The 19,380-nt window shown below is 50.3% G+C and carries 18 protein-coding genes, 1 tRNA gene and 1 pseudogene; 17 read left to right on the top strand and 3 right to left on the bottom strand.

Translation table 11 applies throughout. The features are described 5' to 3' along the window. Positions 1–6: 6 nt before the first annotated feature. The 3 genes and pseudogenes from EGM51_14720 to amrS all read left to right on the top strand — a co-directional run bounded on the left by EGM51_14720 (position 7) and on the right by amrS (position 2,168). Entirely contained in the window at positions 7–855 is an 849-nt protein-coding gene (locus EGM51_14720) for a TIGR01777 family protein (protein ID QBG48593.1), read from the top strand. Further along, positions 852–1,207 (top strand): annotated as a pseudogene (locus EGM51_14715) (HNH nuclease family protein). Before EGM51_14720 ends, EGM51_14715 begins: the two are co-directional and overlap by 4 nt. Further along, positions 1,197–2,168, top strand: a complete 972-nt coding sequence (gene amrS, locus EGM51_14710) for an AmmeMemoRadiSam system radical SAM enzyme (GenBank protein QBG48592.1) — start codon at positions 1,197–1,199, stop codon at positions 2,166–2,168. Before EGM51_14715 ends, amrS begins: the two are co-directional and overlap by 11 nt. Positions 2,169–2,220: 52 nt before the next feature. Here the strand turns inward: amrS and EGM51_14705 are convergent, their stop codons facing one another. Beyond that, positions 2,221–2,460 carry a hypothetical protein gene (locus EGM51_14705; GenBank protein ID QBG48591.1) on the bottom strand — a complete coding sequence of 80 codons (240 nt, stop codon included), beginning with the start codon at positions 2,458–2,460 and terminating at the stop codon, positions 2,221–2,223. Between the two features lie 61 nt (positions 2,461–2,521). Here EGM51_14705 and EGM51_14700 point away from each other — a divergent pair. Next, positions 2,522–2,595: transfer RNA gene (locus EGM51_14700), tRNA-Gln, on the top strand. Positions 2,596–2,694: 99 nt separating this feature from the next. On the opposite strand, the gene dnaN is transcribed toward EGM51_14700, so the two are convergent. Continuing rightward, positions 2,695–3,789 carry a DNA polymerase III subunit beta gene (dnaN, locus tag EGM51_14695; protein QBG48590.1) on the bottom strand — a complete coding sequence of 365 codons (1,095 nt, stop codon included), beginning with the start codon at positions 3,787–3,789 and terminating at the stop codon, positions 2,695–2,697. 641 nt (positions 3,790–4,430) lie between these two features. Next, on the bottom strand, positions 4,431–5,810 hold the full coding sequence (gene dnaA, locus EGM51_14690) for a chromosomal replication initiator protein DnaA (GenBank protein QBG48589.1): 1,380 nt from the start codon (positions 5,808–5,810) through the stop codon (positions 4,431–4,433). A 303-nt stretch (positions 5,811–6,113) separates the two neighbouring features. Between dnaA and EGM51_14685 the strand changes: the two genes are divergently transcribed. The 13 genes from EGM51_14685 to EGM51_14625 all read left to right on the top strand — a co-directional run bounded on the left by EGM51_14685 (position 6,114) and on the right by EGM51_14625 (position 19,379). Continuing rightward, on the top strand, positions 6,114–7,241 hold the full coding sequence (locus EGM51_14685; protein ID QBG48588.1) for an aminopeptidase P family protein: 1,128 nt from the start codon (positions 6,114–6,116) through the stop codon (positions 7,239–7,241). Between the two features lie 59 nt (positions 7,242–7,300). Continuing rightward, complete coding sequence (locus EGM51_14680) at positions 7,301–7,900, top strand: hypothetical protein (GenBank protein ID QBG48587.1); 600 nt, start codon at positions 7,301–7,303, stop codon at positions 7,898–7,900. 366 nt (positions 7,901–8,266) lie between these two features. Then, positions 8,267–8,680, top strand: coding sequence for an HIT family protein (locus EGM51_14675; protein QBG48586.1), 414 nt, complete (start codon positions 8,267–8,269; stop codon positions 8,678–8,680). Between the two features lie 2 nt (positions 8,681–8,682). Continuing rightward, complete coding sequence (locus EGM51_14670; protein QBG48585.1) at positions 8,683–9,093, top strand: hypothetical protein; 411 nt, start codon at positions 8,683–8,685, stop codon at positions 9,091–9,093. A gap of 166 nt (positions 9,094–9,259) precedes the next feature. Next, a complete protein-coding gene (locus EGM51_14665; protein ID QBG48584.1) occupies positions 9,260–11,455 on the top strand; it encodes a hypothetical protein in 2,196 nt (731 codons plus the stop codon). Further along, complete coding sequence (locus EGM51_14660) at positions 11,455–13,137, top strand: type II secretion system protein GspE (GenBank protein ID QBG48583.1); 1,683 nt, start codon at positions 11,455–11,457, stop codon at positions 13,135–13,137. Before EGM51_14665 ends, EGM51_14660 begins: the two co-directional genes overlap by 1 nt. Positions 13,138–13,218: 81 nt before the next feature. Continuing rightward, positions 13,219–14,433 (top strand): hypothetical protein, encoded by a 1,215-nt coding sequence (locus EGM51_14655; protein ID QBG48582.1) that lies wholly within the window; start codon positions 13,219–13,221, stop codon positions 14,431–14,433. Between the two features lie 44 nt (positions 14,434–14,477). Beyond that, positions 14,478–14,921, top strand: a complete 444-nt coding sequence (gene gspG, locus EGM51_14650) for a type II secretion system protein GspG (GenBank protein QBG48581.1) — start codon at positions 14,478–14,480, stop codon at positions 14,919–14,921. After that, positions 14,800–15,627 carry a prepilin-type N-terminal cleavage/methylation domain-containing protein gene (locus EGM51_14645; GenBank protein ID QBG48580.1) on the top strand — a complete coding sequence of 276 codons (828 nt, stop codon included), beginning with the start codon at positions 14,800–14,802 and terminating at the stop codon, positions 15,625–15,627. Before gspG ends, EGM51_14645 begins: the two co-directional genes overlap by 122 nt. Beyond that, on the top strand, positions 15,624–16,070 hold the full coding sequence (locus EGM51_14640; GenBank protein QBG48579.1) for a prepilin-type N-terminal cleavage/methylation domain-containing protein: 447 nt from the start codon (positions 15,624–15,626) through the stop codon (positions 16,068–16,070). Before EGM51_14645 ends, EGM51_14640 begins: the two co-directional genes overlap by 4 nt. Next, on the top strand, positions 16,057–16,917 hold the full coding sequence (locus EGM51_14635; protein ID QBG48578.1) for a type II secretion system protein: 861 nt from the start codon (positions 16,057–16,059) through the stop codon (positions 16,915–16,917). Before EGM51_14640 ends, EGM51_14635 begins: the two co-directional genes overlap by 14 nt. Then, a complete protein-coding gene (locus EGM51_14630; protein QBG48577.1) occupies positions 16,914–18,014 on the top strand; it encodes a hypothetical protein in 1,101 nt (366 codons plus the stop codon). The genes EGM51_14635 and EGM51_14630 overlap by 4 nt, the downstream gene beginning before the upstream one ends. Positions 18,015–18,038: 24 nt before the next feature. Further along, entirely contained in the window at positions 18,039–19,379 is a 1,341-nt protein-coding gene (locus tag EGM51_14625) for a hypothetical protein (protein ID QBG48576.1), read from the top strand. The last annotated feature ends 1 nt before the right edge of the window (position 19,380 follow it).

Raw genomic sequence — 19,380 nt, 5'->3', positions numbered from 1 at the left:
GTATTGATGAAAGTAATGATTTCAGGGTCACATGGTCTGATAGGCAATGCATTGACGTCTCGACTTATATCTGACGGAAATGAAGTCATCCGACTGGGCCGCGTTTTTTCAGAATCCATTGATTTCACGGGGGTGGATGCCGTTATTCATTTGGCCGGCGAAAATATTGCGGGCGGCCGCTGGACCAGCCGCAGAAAAGCAGCCATTCGAGACAGCCGGATCAACGGAACCCAGGCACTCAGCCTGCAGCTGAGCTCTTCCGCAAACCGTCCCGAAGTTTTTATTTCCGCTTCGGCTATAGGTTATTATGGGGACAGGGGAGATGAAAAGCTGACCGAAACCAGCACAGCGGGCTGCGGTTTCCTTGCAGATGTATGCTCCGAATGGGAAATGGCGGCCGAATCGGCATCGCAATCCGGTATACGAACAGCATTGATAAGAACCGGTATTGTACTCTCCAGCGAGGGCGGGGCACTGAAAAAAATGCTGCCCCCTTTTAAAATAGGTGCAGGCGGCATAATGGGTAACGGCCGGCAGTACATGAGCTGGATTTCCATTGAGGACATGGTAGGGGCCATCATCCACATTCTGAACACCCCGACAGTTCAGGGGCCGGTTAATCTGACCGCCCCCGAACCTGAAACCAATCGCCGTTTCACCAGAATACTCGGAAATGTACTGAAACGTCCGACGATCCTGCCGCTCCCGGCATTTGCAGCGCGCCTGCTTTTCGGGGAAATGGCGAATGCACTGCTTCTTTCCAGTACCCGCGTGATCCCGAATGTATTATTGGAAAATAATTATCACTTTAAACATCCGGATCTTAAATCTGCACTGAAGGCTGTATTGAAATGAAAAGAAGCGACGAACTTGAACGAATCCACCAGAAAATGGCGGAGCGCGAAAAAGGATACCGCGCGAAGGCGCTGAAAATGTATCCGCATGTCTGCGCCAGCTGCGGACGTGAATTCGAAGGAGCCCGATTAAAAGAACTGACCGTACACCATAAAGACCACAACCATCAGAATAATCCCCCGACGGCAGCAACTGGGAACTGCTCTGCGTCTACTGCCATGACCACGAACATGAAAAACAAAAGATGAAGGGATTCAATACCATTTCCGATGATTCCTTTCAGGGTGGGGGATTCAATGCCTTCGAGGGGCTGGATACTCTTTTTTCAAAATCAGAAAAGGATGAACACTAAAACCAGATGCACGATCTGCCCGAAAGGGTGCGAACTTTCACGGAATGAAACCGGTGACTGCCGGGTTCGGAAAAACATTAACGGCCGCATTCAATGCATCACGTACGGCCGGCCATGTGTAATCCAGACAGATCCTATTGAAAAAAAACCGCTTTATCATTTTATGCCGGGAACAGAAATTATTTCGGTAGGCACAGCCGGCTGCAATCTTCATTGCAAACCGTGTCAGAATGCTGCGATTTCCCAAAGCAGCTTTGTTTCCGAGCAAATTGTTTCTCCGGCTGAAATTGCCGAAACCGCTGAACGGAAAAAAATACGGTCCATTGCCTACACCTATACAGAACCGCTGGTCTCGTATGAATTTACAAAAGACTGCTGTGAAACCGCTCACCAAAAAGGGCTGAAAAATGTCCTGGTAACGGCCGCATTCATAAATCCGAAGCCTTTGCGTGAAATTTGTACCGTCGTTGATGCTGCAAACGTAGATTTAAAGTCGTTTTCCGACGATTTTTACCGGAATATCTGTGACGCGCGCCTGAAACCTGTTCTCCAGGCCTTGGAAATCATGAAGTCCAGCGGTGTTTTTCTGGAAATCACCAACCTTCTGATCCCGACACTTAATGATGCTGAAGAAGAGACCGGAATGCTGTGTAAATGGATCGTCAATACGCTCGGTAAATCAACGCCCCTGCATTTTTCACGTTTTTATCCACAGTATCAACTGAGCCATCTGCCACCGACTCCCCCGGAGACGGTTTTACGGGCCCGCGAAATTGCTCTCGAATCCGGATTGCAGTTTGTTTATGTCGGAAATATGCAGGATAGGGCAGGGGAGTCTACGTGGTGCCCCGAATGCGGAGCCTGTCTGGTTGGAAGGCACGGTTACCGCATCGTATCGATACAGCTTACCGAGGGAAAGTGCACAAAGTGCGGATCGGAAATCGAAGGAATCTGGACGTGATAAAACGTAAAACAGTAAGATCAGGAACCAATCCCCCAACTTCTGCAGTGTTTTATAGATTGTTTTTCACGAACTCAGCAAATTCATCCGGCGTAAAATCATCCAGCGTAAGATGTTTCTCCGCGAGGGCGTCCTCAATTTTACGGATCAACTGCTGTATGTACTCATGACTCTCTTCCGAGCCCATGAGTACATCATAGTTTTCTCCCTGGGTGATTCGGACGTGGCCATCCTCGGCATCAAATCCAACACCAAGCAGACGGATAATTTTTTTCGGGTTAGCATTCGGCATTTTTTCGATAAATCCTGCTTGATCCGCTCCGGGGAAATAGCTACTTTCTGCCCTCATTCATTGCCGAATGGTGTAATGGCAGCACAAGCGACTCTGACTCGCTTAGTCTAGGTTCGACCCCTAGTTCGGCAACCATTTTACTATAGAACAGAATATTCATTCGTGAATTTCTTCTGAGACCAAAAAGGACAGCGAAAATGCCGTCCTTTTTTCATTTCCATCTCACATCCGGACTCAGCTCACGCGGATCGGCATGATCACATAAAGGAACGGAACATTCGTTTTAATCACGCCCGGGCTGAGTTCATCGGAAAGCTCAAGATAGATTTCATCGGAATCCAGATGTTTCAACGGGGCCATCAGAAAGGCCGGATTAAATGCAATCGTGATATCTTTTCCGGAATATTTCACCGGAACCGCTTCCCGCGATTCGCCGATCTCCGGAGAAGAGGTCATCAATTCCATACGGTTTTCCGTGATCTGGATTTTCACCGAAGCCGCCTGATCGTCCAGCATCAGCGAAACACGACGCACTGCACTCTGCAGCATTTCACGGTCGATCGCGATGCGCTCCTCGCATTGCGACGGAATCACCTGGCGGTAATTCGGGTATGTTCCATCCACCAGTTTAGAGATAATGAAGATATTACCGAATTCAAAAGCCACCTGCGTGGAGGACATTTTAATATGAGCTTCGCCTTCATCGCCCAGCGTTTTGATCAGCTCATTAACCGCTTTGGTCGGAACCACAATATCGGTTTCCGCATCGTCCGGCATATCGATTTCCTGTTCAACCAGGGCCAGACGGCGGCCGTCGGTACAGACCACCGTCAGCTTACTGTCCCGGAAAGCCATCAGAGAACCGTTCAGAATAGCACGAGATTCATCCGTACTGGCCGCATAGGAGGTTTTCTGCAGGATATCCTTCAGCGTATCCTGCTGCAGCGTGTAGGAGAAACTCTCTTCAAATGTGGGCATCGGCGGAAAATCATCTTTCGAAAGCCCCTCCAGCTTACAATTGTAAGAACCGGAAAGAATGGTAGCCACATCATCGTTACTCACTCCGATATCCACCTGATGACTCGGAAGATCGCGGCAGATGCTGAAAAAACGGCGTGCCGGCAGGGTAGTGGCTCCATCTTCATCAATGTCCGCCTCAATACTGGTGCGCACACTCACCTCCATGTCCGTTGTTGTGAGGGTGAGTTTTCCGTGGCTTGCCTCAAGCAGCACATTGGAAAGAATCGGCAGCGTGGTGCGCTGACCTACGATCGATTGCACCTTCTGCAGCGCTTCCAGAATCTGATCCTTCTCGATGCTGAACTTCATTAACAAGCCTCCTGTAATATAAGTATATCTATTTTATAAAAATCACTATTAATATGGTCTGTGAACAACCGCCTGAAAACCTACTTATTTTTCGTAACCCCGTCACCAGTAAAAGTTTGAAAAACATAACAACCCTGTTGATAAACTGGGTATAACCTGAGCGTTCTGTGCACAACACCGAGTTGTTAAACTCATCATCAGATACTCCACAGGTTATTCAGTTTTCATTAACAGGCCGTTAGCGTTTCCCGACGCTTCTCATGAACTCCGAACGGGATTCGAATAATGTAAAAAGAATGCCTGAAACCGCCGCATTTTCCAACCAAAGGAAGCAGGAATATTAGTAGAGGGGGCGCGGGGGAGAAGTGAGGCCCCGGAAACCGTCGCTGAAGAGAACGAAAGCAGGGGATCGAGCCGGAAAATCGGTATTGCAGAAACCGTTCTGTTCCATCTGTTGCGGGTAGGTATGTCAGGCCGTTCTCTTCTTTTTACAGACCCTTTCCCGTCGTTTATAGAGTGGATGGAGCCGCACGTATTTTCTGAACAGAAGCGTGCAAGGCTCCGGAAATATGCATAAAAAAGGCCGCCTTCCGGATACGAAGGCGGCGTAGAGACGTAATATCAGGAGTAAAAACAGAAGATCAGCTGAGTGCCTTGGAAGCGTTTTTATTGATCTTATCCTTCAGGATGGAGAGGGTCTGCTGGAGGCCTCGGTCGTCTTTGGCTTTTTCGGATACCTGATCGTGGGCATAGAGAATCGTCGCATGATTGCGGCTGAACTGCTCGCCGATGACCGGGAATGACTGTGAAGTCATGGTACGCGAAAGATGCATCGCAATCTGGCGCGGCCAGGCGATATCCTTCGAACGTTTTTTACTGGTCAGATCCTGGGGACGCAGGTCAAAATGTTCTGCAACAGTACGCTGGATGAGATCCACACTGATCGCGGCCGCGGATTCTTTGTCGAGCAGGTCGTGGAGGAGTTCCTCCACTTTCTGGATATCCACCTTCTGATTGGTGAGCGACATAAAGGTAGCCACACGAATCAGAGCGCCTTCAAGGCTCCGTACGTTGGAGGAAACACGCTGTGCCAGATAATCCAGCAGTTCATGATCGATATTCAGGTTCAGGAGTTCGGCCTTTTTACGCAGAATTGCGGTTCGGGTTTCCACATCCGGTTTTCCGAGTTCTGTGACGAGTCCCCATTCAAAACGGGAAATCAGGCGCGGTGCCAGTCCGGCCATTTCGCTCGGTGTACGGTCCGAAGTCAGCACAATCTGCTTATGACTTTCAAAAAGGGTGTTGAAGGTGTGAAAGAATTCCTCCTGCAGACGCTGTTTTCCATCAAGGAACTGAATATCGTCGATCATCAGCATGTCGATTTTCCGGTATTTTTTACGGAAGTTGGACACGTTGTTGTTCTGCAGGGCTTCAATATATTCGTTGGTGAAGGTTTCGCAGGTGATGTAGCAGACTTTAGCGCGCGGCTTTTTGGAAATAATGTGATTACCGATGGCCTGCATCAGGTGGGTTTTTCCCAGTCCGACGCCGCCGTAGATAAAGAGCGGGTTATAGGTTCGTGACGGAGAGTTGGCCGCCGCCATGGCTGCCGCGTGGGCAAACTGGTTGGCGGAACCGACCACATAGGAATCAAACGTATAGTTCGGATTCAGGTTGTGATTCGTCTTTTTCTTTTCAAATGGATTGGGAATCGAGAGAGAGCTGGCCGGTTCCGGTGCGGAAGCTTCCTCTCTTGCACTGTCGAATGCCGTGGAGTCGACTTCCAGCGAGATATCCATTTCTTCGCCGCTGACCACCATGACGGCTTTGCGGATCATTGGAAAATAGTTTTCCTCCAGCCAGTCCTTATAAAAATCATTGGCCACTGCAAGACGCATAGTCCGTCCGTTGATATCCAGACATTGGATGACCGCAATCCATCGATCATAAATATCGCCGGAAAGAATGCCTTTGAGCTGTTTACAGGCTTCTTCCCATATTTTTGAGCTATCTCTGTTCATTTTTTATTTAAATCTTTCCCTTTAACAGGTTGCCTGCAGTTATTGACAAGTTATTAACAGGCAGATACTTCCCCTTGTTCCGCAGATACGTAACGCAATATTGGAAGGTAGTGTAAGCTGATCCTAAGCTCAAGTTTTCTGGATATATTTAGCTCTAAAAAAAATGGAACCACAAAATGTGGATGATACAACTGCACCAACCACAAGATAGCTGTCATATTGTTGGTGAAATGTTAGAACAAAAATGTACCTCCAATTCATGGAGGTTTTATAAGGCTTCATTTTCAAGGAGGTTGTGCCCGGATGAATAAATTAACAGGTCTGATTTTATGCTCAGGATCATTCCCGAGTACCACAAATATTCACTATTTAAGCGGATTTACAGCACCGGATGCGTTTCTTTATCTGAAAACCGCCACCGGCGGACTGCTCTGTGTTTCGCCGATGGAAAAAGGGCGGGCATGCAGTCAGTCCACTCCCGGTACACAGGTTTTCACGCCGCAGGATCTCGGGCTCTCCGGAAAAAAAGCGTGGGATTTTTCCGAACAGATTCCGGCGCTGATGAAACAGGCCGGTGTACGCCGGCTCCGGGTTCCGGCCGATTTTCCGGTGGGTCTTTTTAAGACGCTGGAAAAAAAGGGGATTCGGATTTCCGTTGAAAAGAAACCGGTCTGTCCTGAGCGGAAGGTCAAAACCGCCGCCGAAATTTCCAAACTCCGGAAAAGTCAGCGCGCTGCTGTGGCTGCCATGAAAGCGGGGATTGAACTGATCGGATCTTCGCGAATCGGTAAAAACGGGGTCCTTTATAAGGGAAGAGAAAAGCTGACTTCGGAAAGGGTCCGGCAGCTGATTCATAAAACGCTGATCGATTATGACTGTTCGGGCGTTGAAACCATCGTCGCCGGCGGCGACCAGGGCACCGATCCGCACGAGCGAGGAAGCGGTCCGCTTTTTGCCGGGCAGTCGATCATTCTTGATATTTTTCCACGTTCCGAAAAAACAGGCTATTGGGGCGACATTACACGCACGGTCTGCCGCGGTCCGGCTTTTCCGGAGCTTAAAAAGCTGTATAATGCGGTGAAGGCGGCGCAGTTGTCGGCCCTGAAGATGGTGAAACCGGGGATTTGTGCGGATGAAATTCACCGGAACTGCTGTGAAATTTTTGAACAACGCGGTTTTCAGACTGAGGAAAAAGAGGGGAGGCATGTCGGTTTTATCCATGGCACCGGTCATGGAGTGGGGCTGGATATTCATGAAAGTCCACGGGTTGGAAAGTCGGGGGAAATTCTGGAAGTCGGAAATGTAATCACGATTGAGCCGGGCCTGTATTATCCCGGTCTCGGCGGTGTCCGGATTGAAGATACCGTGGTGGTTACTGAGGATGGATTTCGTTTTCTGGCGTCCTGCCCGAAAAAGTTTGAACTTTTGTAGGCAATAGCAGCCTGCTACTTTGCGTTATACACCCGAACACTCGTTCCGGAGGTTATACCATGAAGAAAAAGATAATGATATTCAGTGCAGTTTTGCTGGTGCTGCCGGCGTTGAGTCAGAGCAATAAGCCGCCGCGTGATGCGGTGGATGAGCGTTATGAATACGGTAAAAACGGCCATGACCGCAATGGACGTCGCGGTGAACGACGGGAACTGACAGCCGAGGAACGCGAAAAAATGAATGAGCGGCGGCTTCAGATGCTGGAAAAGACGTTGCGGGAAATCGGGGTTACCGAGGAGCAGAAGCTGGAAATAACCGAGCTGCAGAATCAGATGAAAGAACAGATGCGGGCGGCGTATCTGAATATTGAAGATAAAAAGAAAAAGCTGAAGAAACTGGAGGAGGAAAGCGCGCCTCAGGATGAAATCTTCCGTGCGATTGATAAAGTTACCGCTGCGCAGGCGGAACAGATGAAGATTCTGGCGCGAAACCGGATTCAGATGGAGCGGATTCTGGGCAAAGAAAAATTCCGGCAGTTTATGAATAAGGCGCGGAACCGCTGGAAAGAACATGGCCGTCGCGATGGCAAGCCGCCGGTTCCGGGCTATGAAAAACGAGAAGACCGATCACGTTCCCCAGAGACGTCTCCGGTTCCGTAATACATTCCTTCCCCATACTTAAGGCGCTGACTCTTTTCCGGTCGGCGCCTTTTTTTTACCGGTTTTATGGAAAACGGATTCCGCAAAGAAAGATTGATCGGCAGTGGAAATAATGGAAGGGCCGGTCTTTGGTGTTTTGAAATAGAAATCGTCCGAAGGTCTGCTACATTTCCCGCATGTCAGACAAAAAGCCCAGTCCATTCCAGGCCGCGTTCTGGATCAGTAATCAGGAAAAACTATATATTCTTGTAATATGTGTGCTGTTTATTCTAGGGATCGGTGCGCGTTATTTGTATTTGAACAACCGCAGGCCTTCTCCGCCATTGGATCCGCAGCCTGAAAAGGTTGAAAAAACGGAGCAGAATCATGAGTGATTGTATTTTCTGTAAAATTGTTAAAAAAGAGATACCGGCTACGGTGATCTGGGAAGATGAGGAAATTCTTGTTTTCATGGATATCGGGCCGATTATCAAAGGACATGCGCTGGTGATTCCGAAAAAGCACTATGATCCTGTTACGGAAACGCCGGATGATGTGCTGGCCAAACTGCACATTACGGCTAAAAAAATTGCCGAAGCGCAGATGAACGGACTGGGTGCGGACGGGGTCAATATCATGCAGAATAACGGTAAAGCTTCAGGACAGGAGGTCGAGCATATACATGTACATGTCATTCCGCGGTTTGAGAATGACGGGCATCACTGGAACTGGAATGCCGGGAAATATGAAGATTTGAATGAAATGAATGATCTGGCCGATAAACTGCGTCAACAGCTTTAATTATGAACAATCCTAGTCTACATGAATTATTGAAGCCGATTCTCGCTAAAGATAAGCGTTATACGGTGCAGGCTTATATGTTTGTACGGGAAGGTCTGGATCACACCGTGAAAAAACTGGATAAACCCCGCCATGTTTCCGGTCAGGAACTGCTGGAAGGAATGCGGGAATATGCCCTGAAAGAATACGGCCCGGTTACTAAACGGGTGCTGTCGGAGTGGGGGATTCATGAATGTGTCGATTTCGGCAATATTGTTTTTAATCTGGTGGATGCCGGTTTGCTGGGAAAAACCGACGAGGACTCCATTGAGGATTTCATGAACGGCTATGATTTTCACGAGGCTTTCATCAAACCGTATCAGCCGGAAAATCCACAGATGCTGAAAACCGGAAAACCCATCACGATCAACTGATTGGTTTAAATTCTGAAATAAACTGCAATAAGACGGAACCTGTTTCCGTCTTTTTTTTTGTTTTGATGGATGATCCGCATCATCTGTGTTGTGGATCTGTCTTTAGGGGGATGTTTGGAAACATCACATAAAGACATGGGCCGGTAACCAGTACAGGGATGAGAGCATGCAGGGTAAACAGGGCGTTTTGGTTGTATTGACAGGGGTACTTCTGACCGGGATTCTTCCGGTAGCTTCTGCTCAGGAGCAGCAGGAGGGACAGCAGCGGCGGCGTCCCGGGGGATTCGGCGGAATGTCCGGTGATGGAATGCGTTCAGCTGCACCGGGCGGTTCAACCGTTAATTCCTCAAATACCGACAGTGGACCGAATCCGCAGCTCAGCAGCAGTGTGACCCGGGAAACCGCCGGATCGCAGGTGGCCGTCAACTGGGAGAATATCACGCTTAAAGACTGTATTGAGATTCTCTGCCGCGATTTAGGTATGGAATTCATTATTTCGCCGTCGGTTAACGTGACCCAGGAGGTCAGTATCCGGGCGGGGAATGTCACAGAATGGGAACGGGCGGATAAACTGGAAATGTTTGATGCCATTCTGGAAACCGCCGGGGTTCAGCGCATAGAACGCGGACGCGTTTGGGTTTTTTCCCCTTCTGACCTGCGTCCGATTATCAGGGCCGGTGAGGAAACCGATTATCCGGATGGAAAACCGATTATCGGGGTTATTGAGCTTGAAAATATTGATGCTTCCAGCGCCCAGACTTTTCTGAATAATTTTACCGGCAAGCCGCAGCGGATTTTCGGTATGGACAATTCCAATGTTCTGATTGCGCTCGGTACACAGGCCTGGCTCCAGCAGATGCAGGATCTGCTGAAAATTGTCGATGTACCCACTTCTGTCCTGGTCCAGTATGTATTGGAAAATGCGGATGCTTCGGATGTGGCGGAAGAGCTATCAAATATATTCTACCGCCGCACCGGATATGATGGTTCCGCGGTTCAGTTTTTTGCTATTGCCCGGCTGAATATGGTGGTTGCACATAATGCAACCCAGGCGATGGTTCCGGAAATAGAGCGCTGGGTTCAGATGCTTGACCGGGCTGATGGAACCAATGAGCGTGTCACTAAAATCTACCGCCTCAAAGTGGTGGAGGCGGAGACCATTGGTGCAACGCTGGATGATCTCTATTCCAGTCTGTACACCCAGGCACAGCAGAAGGAAGAGGAACTGGGTAAAACGGTAACCAAAAATGCGAATGCATCGAATGACAACAAAACGAACAACGCGAAAAAAAATAACAACCAGGCTTCTTCCGCTCAGCCGGCACCAAAAAATACACCATCGACTCCCGGCGGCGATGCGGCGGGGATAACGGTGGATGAAGAGGTGATCATTCTTTCCGATGAAGACACCAATACCCTTATTGTGAATGCTCCGGCCAGCATGCATAAGGAAATTGCCAAAACCATCGAGGAACTCGACCGCTCTCGCCGTCAGGTACTGATTGAAACTGTACTGGTGGAGGTTACTTTGGACGAATCGCTGGATCTCGGTATAGAATGGGCGGTTCTCGGGTCCGGAGACCATTCCCATTCTGCAGCCCAGACCGCCGGTCTGGAGCTGAACGAAATCACTTCAGGTTCCACGGCATTGTCCGAGGCATCCGATGGTCTGACGTATCTTCTGAATGCCAATGAAAAAGCCATGGCGTTAATTCACGCTGCTCAGGATGACGATCGTCTGCAGGTGCTCTCCTCACCGACGGTACTCACCCGTGACGGTATGGAAGCTGAAGTCTCTTTCGGTAAAGAGGTTCCGATTGAACAGAGCAGTGTCACGGATTCCGGTACGGAAAACTATTCCTATGATTATCGTGATGCCAAAATCACGCTCACGGTAACACCGAAAATTGACGATTACCGTATGGTCACTCTGGATATCGAGCAGACCGTTCGTTCGCTTGATGCGGATTCTGAGGATGATGATGCTCCCACGTTCTATACCCGTGAAATCCGTTCCAATCTTCAGGTTGAAGATGGCCAGACCCTTATTCTCGGCGGATTGATTGAGCGGACGGATCAGCAGGTTCGTACCGGTATTCCGTTTCTCAGCCGGCTTCCGCTGATCGGCTGGGTTTTCGGTCGCACCAAAACCGCGAAAGTGGGTTCTGAAATTCTGATGATTCTGACTCCGCGGGTGGTTGATACCCGTGAGGAAACCGATTTGCTGACTGAGGAGTTCAAACATAAAATCCTCGGGGCCATGGACGAAAAGGATATTCGCACATTGTACAATCTCAGTGATGATCCATCTGAAATGGAACATGCCGATTTAACCGGGGAAACAGAGAAGGAGTCGGAATAATGGCTTATCGTCAGATCGGCGATATTCTGGTGGCACACGGCGCCGTTAACCGCGATGCCGTTCAGGCCGCGCTCCGCAAACAGCATGAAGGGGGAGGGACTCCGCGGCTTGGAGAAATTCTGGTTGAAAACGGTGATCTCCAGCCACAGGAACTTATCCGGGCGCTTTCCGAGCAGTATGATGTACCGGTCTGCGGAATGGGTAAACCCGCGGATCATGTCTGTCTCGAAGAGGATCTTCCTTATCCGTTTATGGTTGAGCATCGGCTGCTGTTCGTTCTGGATGATGAAAAACTGATTGCGGTCACCGACGATCCCACCGACTGGTCGACCATAGAAGCGGCCCGTTTGTATAAAGGCCGGGAACTCCAGGTTTTTCTGATTCCGACTCCCGAAATGAATGCTGCACTAGCTCGGGTGGAGGATTTTGCCGCCAATAATCTTGGTACCATGATGCAGGATGCCGAGGTGTTTGAAGCCGGTGACTGGGGGGATGAAGAGGAGCATCTGCGCGACCTTGCCCTGGAGGCGCCGGTGGTCCGGATGGTGAATCTGATCATCACTCAGGCGGTTGAAAAACGCGCGTCGGATATTCATGTTGAAGTGGGGGAATATAATCTGCGTGTCCGCTATCGCGTTGACGGGGTGCTTCACGAAGCGGAATCAATCGATAAGAAGCACCATGCCGCAGTTATTTCACGCATGAAACTGCTGGCTAAACTGGATATTGCTGAACGCCGGATTCCCCAGGACGGACGGATTAAAATGCAGATTCAGGGGCATGATCTGGATATGCGTGTAGCCACTACACCCACGATTTACGGGGAGAATATTGTTATTCGTCTGCTGAATCAGCAGCAGGTGGAACTCAATTTTTCCAGTCTGGGGATGCCTGAACGAGAAGAAAAGCTCTTCACAAAAATGGTGGAACAGCCGCAGGGATTCATTCTGGTTACGGGGCCGACCGGCAGTGGTAAAACCACCACACTGCACACAGCGCTTACTCATCTGAACAGTGAAAAAGTAAAGATCATCACAATTGAGGATCCGGTCGAAATCCGCCTCGGCGGTATTAATCAGATTCAGATGAATCCCAAAATCGGAATGACCTTTGCGAACGGTTTGCGTTCTATTGTCCGGCAGGATCCCGACATTATCATGGTTGGAGAAATTCGTGATGCTGAAACCGCGGATATCGCCATTCAGGCTTCACTCACCGGTCATATGGTGCTTTCCACATTACATACAAACGATGCCGCCGGTTCCATTGCCCGCTTGGCTGATATGGGAGTTGAAAGCTATCTGATTGCTTCAGCCCTCACCGGGTCACTCGCTCAGCGGCTTTGCCGACGCATCTGTCCACATTGTGCTGAATCCTATACCATCAGCGGTAAACAGCTTTCCGATTTTCCGGAAGCGGTTCTTCCGGAATACCGGCTTTACCGAGGCAAAGGCTGCGAAGTCTGCGACGGAACCGGATTTTATGGTCGCGTGGGACTTTATGAGCTGATGACCGTGAACGATGAAATGCGCGAACTGATCCAGAAATCGCCCGAAGCCGGGCCGATCCGCGAACTTTCCCGCCGCTCCGGCACCAAACTGCTGCGTGAATGCGGCTGGCAGGCCATGATGGATGGCGTGAGTACTGTTGAGGAAGTGAGGAGGGTTACTCAATGGGCATAATAAAACGGGTTCTCCGTCACAGGACGGATTGGTGTGGGGATGAAAGCCGGTTGATTTCGATGCTTAGCGGTTCAACGGATCATGAAAAAATTCTCATATAAAGCCATTACCTCCGGCGGGGAAACGCGGACCGGTTTCATTGAAGCTCCGTCCGAAACCCGGGCGGTACAGCAGCTTCAGCAGAAGGGGCTGGTGGTGCTCAATATTGTCGACAGTGTTTCCGCCGACGGTTTTTCATCGGCTTCGAAATCGTTGAACGGGCGGATTACCACACAGCAGCTGATGGAATTTTCGTCGGAGACTTCGGCCCTGCTGGATGCGAAAATTCCACTTGAGCAGGCGCTTAAAACCCAGGCTGATCTCTGCTCGCACGAACGTTTTAAAGAAGTGCTGACAGAAGTCTGGAAAGATGTCACCGGCGGAGCCTCCTTTGCTGATGCGCTTGCACGACATCCAAAAGTGTTTGAGCGTTTTTATTCCAATATGGTGCGTGGCGGCGAAGCTTCCGGATCGCTTGATCTCATTATGCGGCGTATTGCGGCCTTGCTTGAACGTTGGCAGAAACTGCGTTCAAAAGTGGTTACTGCCATGATTTATCCCGCGCTGCTTTTAATGATGGGGATTGTGGTTGTGGCCGTCATGATGATGGTGGTGATTCCTAAACTGACTTCACTTTTTGAAGGTACCGGTCAGCTGCTGCCTGCTTCCACCCGTGCGCTGATCGCTGTCAGTGATTTCAGTATTCAGTACTGGTGGCTGGGTCCGCTGCTTCTAGTTCTGGCTGCGGCCGGTTTTAAATTCTGGACGCGGACTGAAGAGGGCAAAGTGGCCTGGGGTACAAAACTGCTGAAGGTTAAAATTCTCGGAAACCTGCTGGCCGAAGCTGAAACAAGCCGTTTCTGCCGTATGCTTTCCGCATTACTGGAAGGTCAGGTTCCGATTCTTCAGGCGATTTCGATTACAGGCGGAACGCTGGGAAATGCGGCACTGCGTAAACTGATGCGTTCGGTGTATGAAAACGTTCAGGGCGGTAAACCGATGGGACCGGTTCTGCAGAATGATCCGCTTTTTCCGGAACTGGCTGCCCGTATGATTTCCATGGGCGAGGATTCCGGCGAGCTCGGAACGATGCTCGATAAAGTGGCGGAACGTTATGAAGAAAAAGTCACGGCCAGCACCGAACGGTTTGTCAGTGTGCTTGAACCGGCTTTTATTGTGATTCTTGCCGTGGTGGTCGGTTTTATTGTGATCGGCATGATGCAGGGGATTATGGCGATGAGTACTTCGGCCGGTTGATCCCTCTTTTGAAATGCGGCATTTGAATGAACAGGAGACAGAACATGATGAATCAGAAGAAAAAGAAAGAGAGCCGATCCGGTTTTACACTGGTGGAACTGCTGGTGGTACTGGTGATTCTGATGGTGATCGGTACGATTGCGGTGCAGAATTTTTCAGGCCAGGAGGACAAGGCTAGAGTCAAGGCGGTGCGGGCATCGTTTACTACGCTGGAAAATGCGCTCGAACGCTTTAAGCTGGATATGGGCCGGTATCCGACCGAGGAGGAAGGACTGTCAGTACTGATTACAGCTCCGGAGGATGACGATGGAAGCTGGGGCCCGAAATATCTGAAAAAAGAGCGTCATCTTCAGGATGCCTGGGGCAATGACTATATTTATACCGCACCGGGTCCGGATGGTGAACCGTTTGAAATTATTTCATACGGAGCCGATGGGGCAGAAGGAGGAGAAGGGAAGTTCGATCAGGATCTGTCTAATCTGGATTAACGTTAAGCAGGTTGAAATGCCGTATGTCAGAGGCCAGTTAAAGGAGAATAAAAGAACGTTCGTCTGCTCTTCGGTTTTGGACTTGAGGCCTTCAGACCTTCGGTATGTTAAATCCGGTTTTACCATGCTGGAACTGCTGGTGGTGCTGGCGATTGTTATCGTGATCACCACCATCAGTATTCCGACGATCGATGCCATGACTTCACCGAAACATGTGCTTCGCAAGGAAGGGCGCAACATTATGCAGCTGATGACGGAAGCCCGGATGGCGGCGATAAACCGTAAGGTGAAGGTTGATCTTCGTATTGATTCCGAGACCCGGGAGATACGTATGGTTGAAGCACGCCGTTTCCAGACGGTGGAAACGGAGAATTCCTTTTTTCAGGCTCCGGAAATCAGCACCGGTATTTTTGAAAAGGTGGTGGCGTTTGGTGAAGATTATGAAATCGAATCTTTCACAGCGGATCAGATTCAGACGGATGAAAAAACGGAGGAATCCGGGTTCCAGACTGAAAATCCATATCCGGAAACCGTTGAAAGCAGTGATCCGCCGGCCGTTTCCTTTACCCATTTCGGGGGAAGCAACGGGGGCGGTATTACACTGATTTATGACGATATTCGGCTCAGTATTTCCGCAGATATTCTCACCGGCCGGCCGAAAGTGGTTCATCTGATATCTGAAAGTAAAAGGTCTCGGATTCCATGAACAGGTTTTCCAGAGAGCCGGATGATTTTCGAGGGGACTGTAACGGATTCAGCCTGCTTGAAGTATTGGTTGCATTGGTTGTTTTTGCCGTTGGTGTAACGGGGATGCTGACGGCGCTGGGCTACAACCTCAGAGATATCAGTTATACAGAAGATCATGCAATGGCGGTTCGGATTGCCTCGCGGGAGATGAATGCATTGCGCCGTTTAACCTATGTGCCCGATTCGGAGTCCGGCGGTGAAGAGGGGCGTTTTTCCTGGCGGATTACTGTGGAGGAGAGGGATGTGGATACGCTGCCGGGGATGGATGGCGATGATGAGAGTCAGACCGATGCCCTGGTGCCTTGCGAAATGGAGGTGGTTGTTTCCTGGAGTGAAGATGCCGAAGGCGAGGCGGTGCATAAGGTGAAGCTGAATGGAATAGAGCTTTTTGAAGATGAATAAAAACCGGGCTGATATCGTTATGGCAGAAACAGATCGTCACCGGCCGGAAGGATCGCGGAAAAGGAGTGAAACGTTTCCGGTTTCCGGTTTCCGGTTTTTCAGCCCTGGACGGTTTTCAGGCGGTGCCCGTGAAGGTTTTACTTTGATGGAGCTTCTGGTTGCGCTTGCGGTGATGGGTATTTTATGTGGATCCATTGCCGGAGTGCTGCGGAATGCCAGTGATTCGGTGGATCAGGGAATCGCTTCGCTGGATAATCTGACCCGGATGCGATCGCTGGAACTGGTGCTGGGCGGTGCGCTGCGCGATGCCCGGGCCCTGCAGCTTACGCAGGAGGAAAAATCCATGCTTGAAGAGGACGGTTCGTATGATTCAGCGGAGGGCGATTACCGCTACCGAGGTGAGGAGACCGCCGTCGGATTCTGTCTGGAGCGTCCTTTTCTCGGTACAGAGCGTGATGGCTATATGCACTGGATTGTACTGGAGGTGCGGACCGATGAAGAAACGGGATATCAAAGTCTCTGGCTGACCGATGTTTCTTTTCTGCAGGGCATTGATAATCCGGTGGGTGAGGACTGGGGCGACAATGCGATGTTTACTGATGATGCACAGCTGCCAACGCAGGAGGTTGAATTGATCGAAAAAGCGGAGGCCATCATTTTCCGTCATTGGCAGCTGGATGAAGAGGGGATGACCGGTGAACCCGAACCAGTTGAGCTGGAGGCGGAGGATATCGAAGGCGATTACGCGCTTGAACTGCCGGATTATGTGGAGATGGAAATCAAACTTCCGAAGATGGAGCGGGAAACCCTCTGTTTTGATTACAGCATTCGAAGAAAAGGTATATGAGACTGAAACGTCCATTTTTTGAAAACCGAACGCTGAGATCGGTTGATTTCAGGTCGCCGGAAAAACCGAAAGAGGGTTCTGCACTTCTTATTGTTCTTTCAGTGGCCGTGGTGCTGGCACTGCTGGTGGCGAACTTCGGCTCGGATATGAATGTCGAACTGAAGGCGGCAGGCAGCAATTATGAGGAGGCGGTCAATGCCCAGCTTTGTCGCAGTGCGCTGGCACTGGCCCGGTTGGAGATCGGTCAGGATAATGCGAGACTCTATGCCAACGGATATGGAGATGCTTATCTGATTTCCGGTACCGAAGATTATGAAACAGCCATTGAGGAGCTGCAGGCCTACCGTTCCGGGTATGCACTGGGTCGCGGTGTGCTTTCATATCAGTTGGTCTATAAGCCTTCCGCCCTGGATCCGAATGAATTGGGACAGAATGGCTGGCATCGTCTTTTTGAAATTGCCTGCGATATGGAGGAGGGCACTGAACGCAGCGAGCTCGTTGACCGTATTATCGACTGGACGGACACTGACAGCAACACGCGCGCCAACGGAATGGAGGAGGACGATTATCAGGCATTGGATAATCCCCGCCATGTAAAAAACGGGCCGCTGGATTCTCCGGAAGAGCTGATGCTTGTTTATGGGATAACGCCGGAGCTGTTTTATGGCAGAGGGCATTCCGTCCGTATTGAGGATGGTATGATCCGGGGCGGCGGATTGCAGTGGTATCTGGTTGGCGATAACAGTCCCGAGGGAAGGGCTTCCGCGCAGTATGTGCTGCAGGGCACCTATCCGGAAGATGTGGATACGAATGAGGAAGAGGAGCTCGAATATGAACAGATAAACGTACTTCCCGATACGCTCTATCTGATTGCCCAGGGCTATGTTCCGGCATCGTCGGATGAAGACGAAGATATTGTTTCTGAAGAGGAACCGGAAGAAATCTCCTTTTTCCCACGCCGTTTCATTCTGGTGAAGCTCAGGTTGGGTGAGGGCGATAACGCGGGCTATGAACTGGAGGATATGATGGAGAATGCCTCCGGTGAGATGATTGACCGTATTCTTACGTACGGTGTTCCGGAAGAGGAAGATATTTAGATCAGTCAGTGAGGACAACAGGTTATGAGTGCAAAAACAACGATGTGTATTCTGTTCGGAGATCGAACGGTAGATGCCGTATTTGTCGACCGCAGTATGCTCGGCATACAGATTCGGTTTATTGAACGGTTTCCGCGGGATGAAAAACTGTTTGAAGCCCTTGCTGAACGGATAAGCACTGAGGAAAAAACACCTGCGCGTGTGATGCTGTGTATTCCTCGGAATGCTGTTATTCAGCGCACATTGCGTTATCCGGCCGCCGCCCGGGATGAACTTGAAAATATGATCCGTTTTGAAGCGGTGCGTCATATTCCTCTGGCAGAGGAGGAACGGCTGATGGGCTGGTCTTCAGCTGATACGCCCGACGGACAGCAGGTGGTGCTCAATCTCACGGCGGCGCGGCGCGGTGAGGTATGCGAACTTGTGACTCAGTTTGAGCGGGCCGGCGTTCCGATTGATGAGGCGCTTGCATTCAGTTCTGTGATTTCTCCTGCTCTTTCAACGGTTCCGACGCTGCTGGTTCTGGCGGATGCGGACCATATTGAACTGGGGCTGTACGGGCAGGATATTCTGCAGGATTCGCAGTGTATTCCGCGTTCGGTACCGGGATTCAGCCCGCAACGCCTGGTTGCTGCTGCGCGGCAGATGGCGGCCCGAAATAAGAACTGGCTGGGCGATGAAGGTATCAGCCGCATTCTGACTGCCGGACCGGAACCGCTGCCGGAAGCGGAGGATGAACTGGGTACGGCATTTGGTCTTCAGGTTCAGCCGCTGGATATTCCGGAAGCCGAAGCTGCAGCCTTATCGGAAGAACAGCCTTCCCTTGCTGAAGTGCTGTTGGCTGCCTCGGTGGTTCCTGATGGCACACTTAATCTGATTGAAGATAAAAAACGGAAAGTACCGATCAGCCGGCGTACGCTGGTGATTTCAGCGCTCTGTATTCTGCTGACGGCTGAATTGCTGACCGCTTATGCCCTTCGGTCCGGGGCGCCCTGGCTGCAGCGCAGAAAGGTGGCCAAAGAGATTCAGGAAATGAACCGCGCCACAGCTGAAATTCAGGAAATGCGGAATCTCAACCGCACGTTTCGCAAGCAGCTGGTGCAGCTGGAACGGATCCGTGAATCCCGTACGAGTACCATGGAAATGCTGAAGGCTGTTTCCGAAGTCTTGCCTGAAGATACCTATTTAAACGGACTGTCCTATCGTGAAGATCAGCTGACGCTGAAAGGCTATTCGAAAGAGCCGGACCGCCTGCCGGAACGGGTTCTGGCTCTGCCGTTTGTTGATACGCTCAATACCTCCGATATCGGCAGAAAAGAGGGGGAGTATCACGAATTTGAACTCAGCGTGAGTTTAAGGAGATAAA

The organism is Verrucomicrobia bacterium S94 (genome assembly GCA_004299845.1).
Lineage (GTDB): Bacteria > Verrucomicrobiota > Kiritimatiellia > Kiritimatiellales > Pontiellaceae > Pontiella.
Note: the sequence above shows the minus strand (reverse complement) of the source record. Positions and strands in the feature narration are given on the sequence as shown.